Here is a 14,132-nt window from a genome sequence, read left to right as displayed (position 1 = left end):
GAACCGCACAAGGGTCCCGGCGGGGCATCGGCCCCTCAGCCCTCGAGCGCGTCGAACGCCTTCAGCAGCCGCCGCTGGACGTCCGTGATGTGGTAGTACGCCCCGAGCTTGTAGTACTCCTCCTCGGGCGACAGGGTGAGCCCGTAGACGAGGGTGCGCTTCTCGCCCACGTACGAGTACGGCGCCTTGGTCGCGTAGGTGTGGAACAACTCGATGTCGCCCGGGTCCTGGGAGGGCACCAGCGCGGGGTCGGTGGAGATCACGGCGAAGCACAGCCGGTCGATCTTCCCAGTGTCCCAGCTGAGGGTGGGATAGACCGCGAACGAGCGCTTGCAGAACTCCAGCCCGAGCTCGGTGGGAACGTGCAGGCCCAGTTCGCGGACGAGGGCCAGGACGGACTCCGGCTCCAGGTGCTTCCGGTCCAGGTCGCTGAAGTAGAGGTTGACCTGCCGCTTCTTGTAGTCCATCGAGGTCATCTGGACCTTGTCCAGTCCGTAGCGGGCGAAGAGCTCGGCGTTCTCGGCCACGGACGACGGCATGGAGGGAATGGCGCTCAGCTGGGCGACCCCGGGCATGTCGTCGGTCGGGAAGAACGCGTACGTCTTCTTGAAGCCGCCGGTGGCCTCGCCGTCGATGGCGAACAGCGACACCGGAAGGTGCTTCTGGGTGTCCGCGAGCAGGTCGTCCACGGGGTGGCCCGTGTCCGGGAAGAGACCCTTCTCCACCACGGTGGCGTACGGGTCGCCGTGGCTCGCCGGCACCGAGATGCTGAAGTCCAGCTCCGTGGCACGGCGCCCGCTCGCCATGGAGAAGACGACCACGCCCTCGGTGAGTTTGTCCTGGAAGGCGGTCAGCAGCGGATAGACCTTGTCACGTGCGCAGGTCACACCCAGCAGTCCAGCCGCTTCCTCCATGGCCGCGTACACGCGCTCGACATCATCGGTTCCGGACATTGAACCTCCACACGTTGATCCTGATGATCAGTCAGAGTGATCGCTCAGGGACATTGCACGAAGCAATGCCGTCCGCGGCCGCCCCCACTGCTCCGGCGCACCAGCGTCGGCCACGCTCCTTGAGCATGGCTGGAGAATCGATTGGTGCCGACTTGGCGCAAAGACCTTCGGCGCATAAGGTCGCGCACAGCGGCGGAAACACGGCCCGTCCGACGCCGCGGAGGGAAACACCGACGGGCCGTTCAAACGGAATCCCGGACGACGTACGCCTGAATTCCCGCTCACCGGGTCCAGAACCGCCACCACTTACGGGAGGGTGTCGTATTCCGCGCAAGCGCACGTGAAAAGTCGTCTCATTCAGGTCGTTCACCGCGCTGCACCGGGCGTCGGTCACCGGATACGGCCTGGTTCGGTCGCCCGGACATCGGACGGGACAGCCTCCCGTGCCGGCCGGGCGGCCGGACCGAACCGTGGAAATGGAGAGTTCACGGATGGCAAAAGAAGAGGTCGATGCCGGTATTCCAGCCGGCGACGTCGAGTCGGGGAGCAGATGTCCGTCCGAGACGGACGGCGGGCCACGCGCGGGCGCCGGAAATACGGATGTATGGCGCATCGCGGAGTTGGAACGCGAGGTCCGGGCGCTTCGCCGCACCAACGAGGCACTGCGGGTGTACGTGGCCAGAGAACTCGAACTCGGTCCCCACATCCCTGCGGCCGGCCACGTCGTCGCGGACATCGCCGCTGTGGACGGCGTGACGAAGGGCGTCACGAACGACGGCAGAGAGATCGCGGCTGTGGCACACGGGCGAGCGGAGGACGTCCGGTGGGCCGCGAAGCGGCCGCCAAGGACTCCGCAACCGCCGCGCCCCAGGGTCGAGTTCCGCACCCTGGGCCCGATCGAGGCCGCCGTCGGCGGCTGCCTCGTCGACCTGGGGGCGCCCAAGCAGCGCGCCCTGCTGGCGCTGCTGGTCAGTAAGGTGGGCCAGCCGGTGGCCGTCGACGTGATCATCGAAGAGCTGTGGACCGGCAACCCGCCGCCGTCGGCGGTCGCCTCGCTCCAGGCGTACGTCGCCAACCTGCGGCGTGTGCTGGAGCCCGACCGCGCGCCCCGGAGACCGCCGACGGTGCTGCGCACCTACGGACGCGGACGCGGCTATCTGCTCGACGGCCGCGTCGCCGAGGTCGACGTGCACCGCTTCAACGAACGGGCCGTCGCCGGCTGGCAGGCGCTGGACCGGGGCGATCCGCAGTCCGCGGTCCATGAGTTCGGCAGGGCGTTGGCGCTGTGGCGCGGGCAGGCCTACGCCGAGGTGGCCGACACCCCGTATGTGCGGCCGGACGTGGCGCGGCTGGACGAACTGCGGCTGTCCGCGATCGAGGGGCGCTGCGCGGCCCTGCTCGCGGCCGGCGCCCACGAGGTCGCGGTGGCCGAACTCGAGGCCTTCGTCCAGGCCCACCCCTTGCGCGAATACGGTTGCGAACTGCTGAGCCTGGCCCTGTACCGGGCGGGCCGGCAGGCCGACGCGCTGGCGGTGCTGCGCACCAACCGGAGGCGGCTGGCGGACGAGTTGGGGATCGATCCGCGTCCGGCGCTGCGACTGCTGGAACAGCAGATACTCAACCAGGCGCCCTCTTTGGACTGGCGGCCGCACCTCACAGTGGTCGCACCGCCGGCCTGGCCTTCGGGGGCTTGGGAATCGGCGCGGCCCGCGGCCGTCAGGCCGTCGCCGAGGGCCGTGTCACAGGGCCCTGCCGCGGGGCGACTCGCTTCGGTCGCGCTCGCCGGCAGTGTTCCGGGCGGAAGCTGACCTGCGCCCCCACGCCCCGCGAGTGGTGTACCCCCCTCGGCATGTCGAGGGGGGGCACCATGCTGTGGACGGCGGTCCGGCTTGCGGGGCGGTCACGCATCCTCAGCCGGGCGAGGCGGAGAGCCGGGCAGCGGCGAGGAGTCCTCGTACCGGATCTCGTAGACGCGCTCGGCGAACTTCCAGCCGTCCGCGGTGCGCTGGTAACGGTCGTGGTAAATGGCGTAGTTCTGCGCCCCGCGGCCGTCGAGGGCACGCCCGACCTCCGAGATGTACGTGCGGCCGGAAGCGGTGTCGCCGCCGAGCCGGATCAGGCCCGGGTGTGTGTTCTGCACGAGGAAGTCGACCACGTCCGGCACCCGCCTGCCCCAGGCGCGGATCGCCTCCTGGCCTTCGAGCTCGACGGGGACGTTGGGCATCCGCCACACGCCGTCCGGCGTGAACAGCAGAGCCAAACGGCCGTAGTCGCGCATCATCACCGCGTCGGTGAACTCGCCGCGCAGTGCCTCGATCTCGACGCGGTCCACGACGGCCTGAAGGTCACTCATCGCTTTCTTCCTTTTCATCGCCTTGAACTCTGAGCGCGAACGGCACCGTCCATGGGTCCCCCACTCGCTGGATGGTTTGTTCGTCCCGGTCGTTATGACAAGGCGGCCCCGCGGAATGTGACACGTCCCTTCCGCGTCGCAGGACACCGGTCATGCCAAGTCGACGCCAACCCGAGCAACAGTGCGGGCCAACCACTCCGGCCGATGCTGGGGACCGCAGCATCGGCCGAAGAACGTCGTCATGGTGGCGTCGACCGTCGTATTCCGGGACGACACATCGGTTGAACCGTTTCCCCGGCCCGCCCGCCGGCGACCAGGGTCGCTCATGATCGTCTGACGCCCTGCATGTGGGCCGGCCCTCACCTTATGGAAGGCCGAATATGGAGGTTACCGAGGTTCCGGTCCTGATCGTGGGGGGCGGCGGCTGTGGCCTGTCCGCCTCGATCTTCCTGTCGGACCACGGTGTGGGCCACGTGCTCGTGGAACGGCATGCGGACACGTCGTTTCTGCCCAAGGCCCACTACATCAACCAGCGCACGATGGAGATCTTCCGCCAGCACGGCATCTACGACACCGTGGTCGAACACGCCGCGACCACCGAGCAGTACGGCCGGGTGCGCTGGCAGACCACACTCACCGGCGACGGGCCGCTGGACCGGCGGTTGATCCATGAGATGGACGCCTTCGGCGGTGGCGCGACGACCGAGGCCTACGCGGCGGACGGCCCCGTGCTGCCGGTGAAGCTGCCGCAGCTGCGGCTGGAGCCGATCCTGCGCCGGCAGGCCGAGGAGCGCAATCCCGGCCGTGTGCTCTTCTCCCACGAACTGGTCTCCTTCGCGGAGGAGGGCGACCGGGTCGTCGCCGGGATCCGTGATCTGGAAAGCGGCGAGGTCACCAGGGTCGCCGCGCACTACGTCGTCGCCGCCGACGGCGGCCGCACGCTGGGCCCCGCGCTCGGTGTGCGGATGCAGGGCGTGTCCAAGATGGTCGACGTCACCACCGCGTACTTCTCCGCGGATCTGTCGAAGTGGTGGCACGAGGGCACCATCATCACCTGGTTCGTCAACCCGTACCGCCCCGACCTGAACAGCACCCTGCTGGAGATGGGGCCGACGTGGGGCAGGCGCTGCGAGGAGTGGGGCCTGCACTTCGTCCTGGGTGACGTGGACCGCTCCGACCACGAGGCGGTCGCCGCCCGGATACGCGAGGTGCTGGACCTGCCCGGCCTCGACCTGACGGTGCACAAGGTGTCGCACTGGTCGGTCGAGGGGGTGCTCGCCGACCGTTACCGGGCGGGCCGGGTGTTCATCGTCGGCGACGCCGCCCACCGCCAGCCGCCCACCACCGGGCTCGGCCTGAACGGCGGCATCCAGGACGTGCACAACCTCGCCTGGAAGCTGGCCGCGGTGCTCTGCGGCCGCGCCGACGACAGCCTGCTCGACACCTACGAGGCCGAGCGGCGGCCGGTCGGCGGGCGCAACGTCGACTGGGGTCTGGCCGCCTGGTTCCACCACCGGCTCATGACGGAGGCCGCGCTCGGCCTCGGCCCGCACATCCCGCCGCAGCGCCGCGCGTCCGCGTTCGCCCAGTACTTCGACCCGTCCGAGGTCGGCGCGGTCACGCGCGCCAGGGCGGCGGAGATCTTCGGCACCCATCGCGCCGAGTGCCAGGCGCACGACCTGGAGATCGGCTTCGCCTACGAGGAGGGGGCGCTCGTCCCCGACGGGACCGAGCCGCCGCACCGCTCGCCCATGGGCGACGCCTACCACCCCACCACCCGGCCCGGGCACCGGCTGCCGCACGCGTGGATCGAGCGGGACGGGCAGCGCCTGTCCACCCACGACCTGGTCGGGGACTCGAACAGGTTCGCCCTGATCACCGGCCCCGCGGGCACCCCGTGGGCCGAGGCGGCCGAGCAGGTCGCCGAGAAGTTCTCGGTGCCTCTCACCGTGGCCCGGATCGGGGCCGGCGCGGAGTACGCCGACGGCGGCTGGGCGGCCGTACGGGAGGTCGCCGACGACGGCGCCGTCCTGGTGCGCCCCGACAACCATGTCGCGTGGCGCTCCATGGGCGCGGCCGAGAACCCGGCGGGCGTGCTGGCACAGGTGATGTCCGAGGTCCTGGACCCCGGGGCCGCGGACAGGCCCTAGCCCGACGGCCCCGGCGCCGGCACCTGGCGGCGGGGGCCGTCACATTCGGCTGCCGCGGCCTGTCATAGGGACGAGGCACCGCTAAGTCCGACCGATGCAACAACTAGGAGACAGCTCATGTCCACACCCAACGCCGTGCCTACGGCAGCCGTGGCAACGGCAAAAGATTCACGGCGGTGGATCATCCTCGCCGTCGTCTGCGTCGCCTACCTGATGCTGACCCTCGACACGACAGTGATGAACCTGGCACTGCCGTCGGCGCAGCAGGCACTGGACTTCTCGAGCGCTGACAAGCAGTGGATCGTGACGGCGTATGCGCTGAGCTACGGCAGCCTGCTGCTGATCGGCGGCAAGCTGGCCGACCTCTTCGGGCGCAGGGAGACGTTCTTGGCCGGGCTGGTCGGCTTCGCGGCCGCCTCCGCGGTCGGCGGTGCCGCCAACAGCTTCACCATGCTGGTGGTCGCCCGCGCCTGCCAGGGCGTCTTCGCCGCGCTGCTGGCGCCCACCACCCTGTCGCTGCTTGCCACCACGTTCACCGACCCCAAGGACCGCGGCAAGGCGTTCGGCGCCTTCAGCGCGGTCGCGGCCAGCGGCGGCGGCCTGGGTCTGCTGATCGGCGGCGCGCTGACCTCGGGTCTCAACTGGCGCTGGTGCATGTACATCAACCTGGTCTTCGCCGCCTTCCCGCTGCTCGTGGGCTCCCGTCTGCTGCCCAAGCAGCCGCGTGTGAAGGCCCGGATGGACATCCCGGGCGTGTTCCTGGCGTCCGGCGGTCTGTTCTGCCTCGTCTACGGCTTCTCCAACGCGGCGACGCACACCTGGCACACCCCCTCGACCTGGGGCTTCCTCGTGGCCGGCGCCGTGCTGCTGGTCCTGTTCGCCTTCTGGCAGACCCGCGCCCAGCAGCCGCTGCTGCCCCCGCGGGTCGTGACCCACCGCAACCGCGGCGGCGCCTACCTCACCTCGCTGGTCGTCGGCATCGGCATGTTCGGCGTGCTGCTCTTCCTCATCTACTACCTGCAGACCGACCTCGGGTACTCGGCGTTCGAGTCGGGTCTCGCCCTGCTGCCGATGATGGTCGTCACGGGCGTGGCGAGCAACGTGGGCAACATCCGGTTGATGCCGCGCGTCGGCCCGCGGCCGCTGATCACCGCCGGCATGCTGTTCAACGCCGGTGCCATGGTCTGGCTGACCCGGATCGGTCCGGACTCCCACTACGCCTCGGCGATCCTCGGCCCGCTCATGGTGATCGGCCTCGGCATGGGCCTGATCTACGCCGCCGCCCTGAACACCGGCACCTCCGGCGTGGCCCCGCAGGACGCGGGTATCGCCTCGGCGACCATCAGCGCCGGTACGCAGCTCGGCGGCGCCATCGGTACCGCGCTGCTCAACACGATCGCGGCCAGCGCCGCCACCGACTACCTGACCAGCCACGCCAACGGGAAGCCGGGGCCGGCGCTGTTCCAGCTGGCCGCGATCCACGGCTACACCCAGGTGTTCTGGTGGTGCGCCGCCATCTTCGTGGCCGGCGCCGTCATCGGCGGTGCGCTGCTGCGCAGCGGACCGCTGCCGGTGCCCACCCCGCCCGGTGCCAAGCCGGCCGCCCCCGAGCCGGAGAAGGCGCTCTCCTGACGCGCGGACGGGACGATCGAGCAAGAGGGCCGGGTCCCCCGGCCCTCTTCACTTTGTCCGCGACACCACCGTCGCCGAGCCCGAGTCCGCGCAGCGGACGTGCTCGCCGGGCCGGACGCCGGACAGTGAAAGCAGTACTCCACGACGGACGGCGTGCCCCGACCACTGTTCGGGCCGACGGGTTACCGCATCAGCCGCTCCACGCCCTCGACGAGGAAGGCCGCCACCACGGCGGCGAGCATGGCGTTCGGCAGTTCTTCGACCTGGTCGACGACGTACGCGAGCACGGTGTGCATCCGGATCACCAGGGGCGGTATCCCGGCGGCCTCCCCGGCCCGCTCCCGCTGGACAAGCCCGACGCCGACGCGCGACGCCGCTGAACGGCTCGACGCGGCCGGCACCCTGGACCCGGACCAGCGGCTGCTGCGCGTCCTGCTCGACGACGATCAGTGCGTCTTCGAGCAGGCCCTTGCCGAACGGCTCCTGGAGCACCGCGCGGGCGTCGGCACCGACCCTGCGCCCCGGACCCTGCTGCCGGTCAGGACCGCCGCGGTGGCCGCGCTAGCCTCCCTCGCGCACGGATGGCAGCCGGGCGTCCGGTCCGCTTACCTGCCCGACTCCCCGCTGCACGCCCCGCAACACTGACGAAGCACTCACCGGGCGCCCGTACCTTGCGGCTGGTGCCCGAGATAGGAGCACCGGTCCGTCGGGGCGGGACACGGCGGGCTTGGGCCGGTGGCTGCCGGGGGCCTTCGCCGGCCAATGCAGTTGCCTTAGGGCTGCATAGCCGGAGATAGCCCGAAGACAGGCCAGTTCCGACCTTCGGCGGTTGGCGCCCGGGCCATGCCGACGCGCGTCTCACCTGGCCTGGCGGGCTGACCAGGGAGTGGCGCGTACTACAGTCCCGGCTCGTGACCGATGCTGCGCACCGCACTGCTGCGGACGACGACGCGCTTCTGGAGAGGCTGCACGCACTCGCGTGGGGCTCGGAGAGTGTGCCCACCTCTCGTGGGTGTCTCCCGGATCAGCCGTTCCCGCCTCTCACGAACACAGAAGTGGACCTTGCTGAACGCAGCATCGGGTATCCCCTGCCTGGATTGCTCCGCCGCATCTACACAGAGGTTGGCGACGGGGGGTTCGGGCCGGAGGGCGGCCTTGCGTCGCTGACGCCGCGCCGTGTTCCGCATTGGCATCTGCCGGACTGGCATTGCGCGACGACCATCCACGCCAAGCGGGCGGGGTGGGGGCCGTCGGCGTCGTGGTTCTTCTTGACGGGCGGCGGCTGCACGATGGAGTGGTACGTCTCGCTAATAGCGGTTGATCACCCAGTGCTGCTCTGGGATGCCGACGGCTGGGAACCGGACTGGGGCCAGGACCCTCATGACGGCCTGCGACATGCGGCACCATCGCTGCGCCAGTGGCTATGGACCTGGGCAGACGGCGGCAACGTCTGGGACGAAGCGCTGGCACAACCCGATTAGGGGCCAGCGGGCGATGGCAGAGCTTGCGCGTTCTTCTGCGCCGGCCGTCCCGCCCCGGCGGGTGCTCTTCGGCGTCGAGGTCGGGTTGTGGGCCCAGCGGCCGGGCTGCACCGTGTCGCGTCTGGTGCGGGTCCTCAGCACCGGCCAGCGCATGGCGAGGAAGGCACCGTCGTCGTAGGGGAGCTTGGGGAGGGTGGCGGGGCCAGGGCCTCCGGGAGCGGAACTTCCGATGTCGGGTCCGCGGACGCCGGTTCCTCTATTACGTCGTAATGGGCCGGAGGCTCGGGAGTGGGCGTCGGGCGCCTGCCCCCTCATGATCCAAGACATGCTCGCCGACCCCGAATGGGCCGACGTCCTCACCGACGAGGACAAACGCGCCCTGACCCCGCTGTTCTGGATGCACATCCAGCCGTACGGCGAGGTCCGGCTGAACATGGGCAGCCGCCTCCAACTCGCGGTCCCGCCCCCACCGACCCCGAGCCGGAACCGGAGCCGGCCGCGGCCTGAACGCCGGCGGGCACCACTCGGCCCCTCGCCGCATCGACGGCGAGGGGCCGACCTCTGAAGGCTACCGGCGGGTTACTTGTCGCCTGGTTCGCCGCTCGTTAACGGCACCCCGACTCGGCGCGGCGCAAAGGGCCCTGCGGCCGGGCGAGCTGATCCTGCCGGCCGGCTTCGGCGGCGGCATGGCCGCGGGGTTCGCGCTCATCGAGTGGTGAGAGCACCGCGCGGACCGCCGGCCGCCCCGGGCACTGTCGCACCGGGGCGGCCGGCGGTCTGCGGGACGGAGGTCAGGAGGAGGGGATCCAGTCCCGCCGGATGTGCGGCGTCTCGATGCTGAGCGACTTCATGTGCTCGATCGGGTTGGTGTACTCGCGGCTGGCGGCGATCTGCCCGTCGAGCAGGGTGAAGCCGTGGATGAAGTGGTTGCGGTAACGGCCTTCGGGATAGCCGGGGAAGCGGATCGTCCCTTCGCCGTCGCACTCGACCCAGATGACGGACGGGTCCTGGGTCTCGTAGATGTGGACGTCGAACCACTGCCAGTCGGGCAGCACCTTCAGGGACAGCTCGCCGTGCCGCTTCAGCTTCTCGCGGCCCGTGACGACGATGGGCTTGCCGATGTCGGTGTAGAAGAGGGACGCGGTGCCGTCCTCGGTGTAGAGGGTGTACCGGCTCAGCCGGGCCTCGGCACCGGTGCGCATGTACTGCTCCACGGCGCGCCGGTTGCGGGCCCGCAGGTCGTGGTGGTCGGTGAACACCGGCGTGCCGGTGGCGGTCTGGGGGGCGGATGACGAAGTGATGGTGTCTCCCGGGGGCGCAGGGACTGGTGTCGGGGTGGGTGCCGGAGCGGTACGGGGTCCCCCGGCAGGGGACTCAGGGCTGGAGCCGGCTGATCTCCCAGCCGCCGCCGATGCGCTCGTAGCAGAGCCGTTCGTGCAGCCGGTCGGTGCCGTTGGCCCAGAACTCCACGGAGGCGAGATCGATGCGGTAGCCCACGAACGTCGCGGGCCGCGGCAGCGGCCGCTGCGGTTCGCCCAGCTCCAGGGCCTCGGCACGCAGCCGGGCGACGTGGTCGAGGCCGTCCAGCGGCGTGCTCTGCCGGGAGACCGTCGTCATGGCGTGCGTGAACACCGCCCGCGCGAACCACAGGGACTCCGACTCGGCGTCGGACAGCTGGGTGACCGGGCCCGCGAAAGTGATCTGCTGACTGGTCTCCCGCCAGTACAGGACACCGGAAGCCCACGGGTTCTCGGCGAGTTCGCGGCCCTTGCGGCTGTCGGCGTGGGTGATGAACACGATCCCGGTGCCCGTCACCTTGGTGAGGGCCACGATGCGCGAGGAGGTACGGCCCTGCGCGTCGGCGGTGGCCAGGGCAAGTGCGCGGGGCTCGCGCACCCCGCGCTCGACGGCGACCTCGAGCCATGTGTTCAGCAGCCCCATCGGCTCGGCCGGCGGCGCGAGGAACTCGGGGAAGGGCACCTCGACGGTGCCGGTGAGTGTTTCGGACCGGGTGGTGCCGCCGCGGGCGGCCACCGCTGTGCCGTGGGCCGGGTGGGACTGGGTCAGGTCAGACATGAAGCACCCCTTCGATGGTGACCACACCAGGGCCCGCGACCTCGACGGATGTGACGTGGTCGCCCTCCCCGTGCGCCAGCGCGCCCATGGGAGAGGGGCGGCCGATCTCGACGCCCTGTGTGATCTCTATGCGTTGCCCGTACTCGATCAGGCCGTGCCGGGCGAGATGGATGGCGATGGGCCCCGCGGCGGAGCCGGTGGCCGCGTCCTCGACGACCCCGTACGCGGGCGAGAACATGCGATTGCGCCAGGAACTGCCCTGCCCGGCATAGCAGTTGGTCGCCATGTCGGGGAAACGGGCCAGGGCGCGGTGATCGGGGTCCACCTTCGACAGCGCCTCGACGCTCTCCAGGCCGACGAGGACGTGGCGCGGGCCGTTGCGGTAGATCTCCACCGGGAGGGTCGAGGCATCGATGCCGAGTGCCTCCAGGAGCTCGTCGGTGCGGTCGAAGGGCTCCCACACGGGCACCGGCTGCCGCATGCTGGTCGAGACGGCCTTGCCGTGCGCGTCGCGCCCCAGTGCGAAGGGGATGACGCCCATGGCGGTCTCGATCCGCAGCTGGTCCGCATCGGTGCGTCCGCCGAGCGCGATGGCGGTTCCCAGCAAGGGGTGCCCCGCGAAGGGCAGTTCGTTGACCGGCGTGAAGATCCGCACGCGGGCGTCGTTGCCGTCCTGCTGGGGGCGGAGCACGAACGTGGTCTCCGACAGGTTCATCTCCCGCGCGATGCGCTGCATCTGCTCGGCGGTCAGGTCGTCGGCCCCGAAGAACACCGCCACCGGATTGCCGGTGAGGGGCTCGCGCGCGAACGCGTCGACGACGACGTACGTATGCATCTGGTCTCCCACTCGTCTGATGTCGGCGAGTGCCGGGCCGGCGCTCGGGGGTGCGCGCCGGCCAAGCAGCTCGGGTGAGGCCGCTCCAGGGCCCTCAGGCCCGGCCGGCGGCCTCGGCCGGCGCGAGCAGCGCGGCCAGGCGCGTGCCCACGATGCGCGGCCCCTCCCGGGTGAGCACGGACTCCGGGTGGAACTGCAGGGAGGCGAAACGGGGCCCGCTCAGGGCGTGCACCTCCCCGGTGGCCGGGTCCCGGCTGACCCGGACCGGTCCCACGCCGTCCGCGACGAACTCGTCGTTGTCGGCGACGAGCGCGAAGGTGTTGTAGAAGCCGACGCGTTCGGCGCCGCCGAACAGGTCGATCTCCTTCTGCACGCCCTGGTTGGGAACCTCCCTGCGGCGCAGCGGCAGGCCGAGCCCGAGGCCGAGGACCTGGTGGCTGAGGCACACGGCGAAGAACGGGCGGTGTTCGCGCAGCAAGGTGCCCACCGCCGTGTGCAGGTGGCGCATCTTGGGGTGCGCGACCTCCTGCGGATCGCCCGGCCCCGGCCCCATCACGACCAGGTCGTGCCCCTCGAAGGTGTACGGCTCGTCGAAGCGGCGGACCGTCACCCGCAGCCCGAGGGACCGCAGTTGCTGGTCCAGCATGGACGTGAAGGTGTCCTCGGCGTCCACGACGAGGACACTGCGCCCGGCCAGTTCCGGCCGCGCCGCCGCGCGTGCCTCGGCGTCGGTGAGCCAGAAGTCGGCGATGGACGCGTTGCGCAGGCCCAGGGCCTGGCGCACGACCGGATGGTCGGCGAAGCGCTCCGTCTCCTCCCCGCCGCCGAGGGCCGAGACGAGGGCGGCGGCCTTGGCGCGGGTCTCCGCGGCCTCGGACGCCGGATCGGAGTGGCGCACGATGGTGGCGCCCACGCCGATGCCGAGACGTCCCTGCGCGCTGATGTCGGCGGTGCGGATGAGGATCGCGGAATCCATGACGCGCTCACCGTCGGCGTCCCGCCCGATCAGCGCCGCCGCCCCGCTGTAGTAGCCGCGCCCGCCGGGCTCGTACTGGGTGATGATGCGGCAGGCGCTCTCCAGCGGGCTGCCGGTGACCGTGGGCGCGAACATCGTCTCGTGCAGGATGTCGCGTACGTCGCGGTCGGTGCGTCCCTCGATGAAGTACTCGGTGTGCGCGACCTTGGCCATTTCCTTCAGGTAGGGGCCCACGACCCGGCCGCCGGTGGCGCAGATCCGCGCCATCATCTTGAGTTCCTCGTCGAGGACCATGTACAGCTCGTCGGTCTCCTTGCGGTCGCCCAGGAACTCCAGGACGCCCGAGAGAGTGGGGCCGGACGACGGGTAGCGGTAGGTGCCGCTGATGGGGTTCATGACCGCCGTGCCCGCCTGGAGGCTGACGTGCCGCTCGGGCGAGGCGCCGACGAGCGTGCGGGTCCCGGTGTGGATCAGGAACGTCCAGTGGGCGCCGGATTCACGCTGCAGGAGCCGGCGGAACAGCGCGGGGGCGCTGCGCGGCCCGTAGTCCGTGATGTCGGCGACGAAGGTGCGCTTGATGACAAAGTTCGCGCCCTCCCCCGTGCCGATCATCTCCTTGACGATGCGGCGCACCACGTCCTCGTACGCCGCGTCGTCGACGTCGAAGTCACCGCCGGCCAGCGGGGTCCGCACATCGGGGATGCGGGCCAGCGCCTCCTCCAGCGGCAGCCGCTGCTGGCCGGTGACGGTCATCGCCACCAGCGGGGTGCCGTCGTCGGCGCAGGAAAAGCCCCGTTCGGTCAGCTGCCGGTAGGGCACGACGACGAGGACCTCGTGGTGCGCGCCGGCGCCGTCCGCCGGGCTCGCGGGCAGCGGGATGTCGGCCAGGGTCGGGGGCAGGGACACCTCGCCCGTCAGGACCTCCACGACGTCGGGGCCGGTCGCGCCGGGACGGTGCAGCAGCGCGTACGGCTGCGCCGGCCCGTTCAGCACCTGGCCGAGCAGATCGGCGTACGTCATGCGAACACCTCCTTCGCCGTGACGACGCGGGCGCAGCGCTCCGCGGCGTAGGTGAGGGCCGAGCGGTGGTGGTTCTCCGAGAAGTCGGCCGTGGCGTCCGCGACGAAGAACGGCTGGATGTCGTGGGTGAAGGCCTCGACGGCGGTGGCCAGGACGCCGACGTGGGCGTACACACCGCACAGGACGAGCTGGTCGCGGCCCGCGGCGCGCATCCGCTCGAGCAGGTCGGTCCTGAAGAAGGCGCTGTAGCGCCACTTGGTGAGCAGCCAGTCGTGCTCGGCCGGCGCGAGGGCGTCGACCACCTCACGGTCCTCGGGTGAGGTCCGCATGCCGGGGCCCCAGAAGTCCTTGAGCAGACCGCGCTGTTCGTCGGTCATGCCGCCGGGCTGGGCGGTGTAGGCGACGGGGACGCCGAGTTCGGCGCAGCGCTCGCGCAGGTGCGCCGCGCCTCGGATCAGGTCGTGCCGCAGGCTGTCGGGGAACGGCTTGAGGAAGTACCGCTGCATGTCGTGGACGAGAAGGACCGACCGGTCGGCCTCGGCCTTCCAGGACACGACGGCCGGCGGCAGGTCGCCCTCGGCGGGAAGCGGATACGCGGAGATGGGAGGTATGCCGGTCATGGGTTCGGTTCCTGTTCCTGCTCGATGCGTGGGGGC

At 70.8% G+C, this 14,132-nt stretch carries 14 protein-coding genes; 7 read left to right on the top strand and 7 right to left on the bottom strand.

Annotation, left to right across the window (positions count from 1 at the left end; all coding sequences use genetic code 11):
- Positions 1–35: 35 nt before the first annotated feature.
- Complete coding sequence (locus ACIBBH_RS28440) at positions 36–953, bottom strand: aromatic prenyltransferase (RefSeq protein WP_399409376.1); 918 nt, start codon at positions 951–953, stop codon at positions 36–38.
- A gap of 491 nt (positions 954–1,444) precedes the next feature.
- Here ACIBBH_RS28440 and ACIBBH_RS28435 point away from each other — a divergent pair, with 491 nt between their 5' ends.
- A complete protein-coding gene (locus ACIBBH_RS28435) occupies positions 1,445–2,761 on the top strand; it encodes a BTAD domain-containing putative transcriptional regulator (RefSeq protein ID WP_399409374.1) in 1,317 nt (438 codons plus the stop codon).
- A 92-nt stretch (positions 2,762–2,853) separates the two neighbouring features.
- On the opposite strand, the gene ACIBBH_RS28430 is transcribed toward ACIBBH_RS28435, so the two are convergent.
- Positions 2,854–3,306, bottom strand: coding sequence for a nuclear transport factor 2 family protein (locus ACIBBH_RS28430; RefSeq protein WP_399409373.1), 453 nt, complete (start codon positions 3,304–3,306; stop codon positions 2,854–2,856).
- Positions 3,307–3,686: 380 nt separating this feature from the next.
- Here ACIBBH_RS28430 and ACIBBH_RS28425 point away from each other — a divergent pair, with 380 nt between their 5' ends.
- The 6 genes from ACIBBH_RS28425 to ACIBBH_RS28400 all read left to right on the top strand — a co-directional run bounded on the left by ACIBBH_RS28425 (position 3,687) and on the right by ACIBBH_RS28400 (position 9,134).
- Positions 3,687–5,456, top strand: a complete 1,770-nt coding sequence (locus ACIBBH_RS28425; protein WP_399409372.1) for an FAD-dependent monooxygenase — start codon at positions 3,687–3,689, stop codon at positions 5,454–5,456.
- A 117-nt stretch (positions 5,457–5,573) separates the two neighbouring features.
- Positions 5,574–7,088 (top strand): MFS transporter, encoded by a 1,515-nt coding sequence (locus tag ACIBBH_RS28420; RefSeq protein ID WP_399409371.1) that lies wholly within the window; start codon positions 5,574–5,576, stop codon positions 7,086–7,088.
- A gap of 288 nt (positions 7,089–7,376) precedes the next feature.
- Complete coding sequence (locus ACIBBH_RS28415) at positions 7,377–7,733, top strand: Imm49 family immunity protein (RefSeq protein WP_399409369.1); 357 nt, start codon at positions 7,377–7,379, stop codon at positions 7,731–7,733.
- A gap of 266 nt (positions 7,734–7,999) precedes the next feature.
- Positions 8,000–8,569, top strand: coding sequence for a hypothetical protein (locus ACIBBH_RS28410; protein WP_399409367.1), 570 nt, complete (start codon positions 8,000–8,002; stop codon positions 8,567–8,569).
- A gap of 13 nt (positions 8,570–8,582) precedes the next feature.
- A complete protein-coding gene (locus tag ACIBBH_RS28405; protein WP_399409365.1) occupies positions 8,583–8,747 on the top strand; it encodes a hypothetical protein in 165 nt (54 codons plus the stop codon).
- Between the two features lie 147 nt (positions 8,748–8,894).
- Positions 8,895–9,134, top strand: coding sequence for a hypothetical protein (locus tag ACIBBH_RS28400; RefSeq protein ID WP_399409364.1), 240 nt, complete (start codon positions 8,895–8,897; stop codon positions 9,132–9,134).
- Positions 9,135–9,360: 226 nt separating this feature from the next.
- On the opposite strand, the gene ACIBBH_RS28395 is transcribed toward ACIBBH_RS28400, so the two are convergent.
- The 5 genes from ACIBBH_RS28395 to ACIBBH_RS28375 all read right to left on the bottom strand — a co-directional run bounded on the left by ACIBBH_RS28395 (position 9,361) and on the right by ACIBBH_RS28375 (position 14,096).
- A complete protein-coding gene (locus ACIBBH_RS28395; RefSeq protein ID WP_399409362.1) occupies positions 9,361–9,828 on the bottom strand; it encodes a PhzA/PhzB family protein in 468 nt (155 codons plus the stop codon).
- A 115-nt stretch (positions 9,829–9,943) separates the two neighbouring features.
- Positions 9,944–10,645: a phenazine biosynthesis FMN-dependent oxidase PhzG gene (phzG, locus tag ACIBBH_RS28390; RefSeq protein WP_399409360.1), complete on the bottom strand. Its 702-nt coding sequence runs from the start codon at positions 10,643–10,645 to the stop codon at positions 9,944–9,946.
- Positions 10,638–11,480 (bottom strand): PhzF family phenazine biosynthesis protein, encoded by an 843-nt coding sequence (locus ACIBBH_RS28385; protein WP_399409358.1) that lies wholly within the window; start codon positions 11,478–11,480, stop codon positions 10,638–10,640. The genes phzG and ACIBBH_RS28385 overlap by 8 nt, the downstream gene beginning before the upstream one ends.
- 94 nt (positions 11,481–11,574) lie before the next feature.
- Positions 11,575–13,476 carry an anthranilate synthase family protein gene (locus ACIBBH_RS28380; protein ID WP_399409356.1) on the bottom strand — a complete coding sequence of 634 codons (1,902 nt, stop codon included), beginning with the start codon at positions 13,474–13,476 and terminating at the stop codon, positions 11,575–11,577.
- Positions 13,473–14,096 carry an isochorismatase family protein gene (locus ACIBBH_RS28375; RefSeq protein WP_399409354.1) on the bottom strand — a complete coding sequence of 208 codons (624 nt, stop codon included), beginning with the start codon at positions 14,094–14,096 and terminating at the stop codon, positions 13,473–13,475. The genes ACIBBH_RS28380 and ACIBBH_RS28375 overlap by 4 nt, the downstream gene beginning before the upstream one ends.
- Positions 14,097–14,132: the final 36 nt, after the last annotated feature.

Origin of the sequence: Streptomyces sp. NPDC051636 (genome assembly GCF_044453765.1) — a bacterium.
Taxonomy (GTDB): domain Bacteria; phylum Actinomycetota; class Actinomycetes; order Streptomycetales; family Streptomycetaceae; genus Streptomyces.
This window is presented reverse-complemented; position numbering and strand designations above follow the sequence as displayed.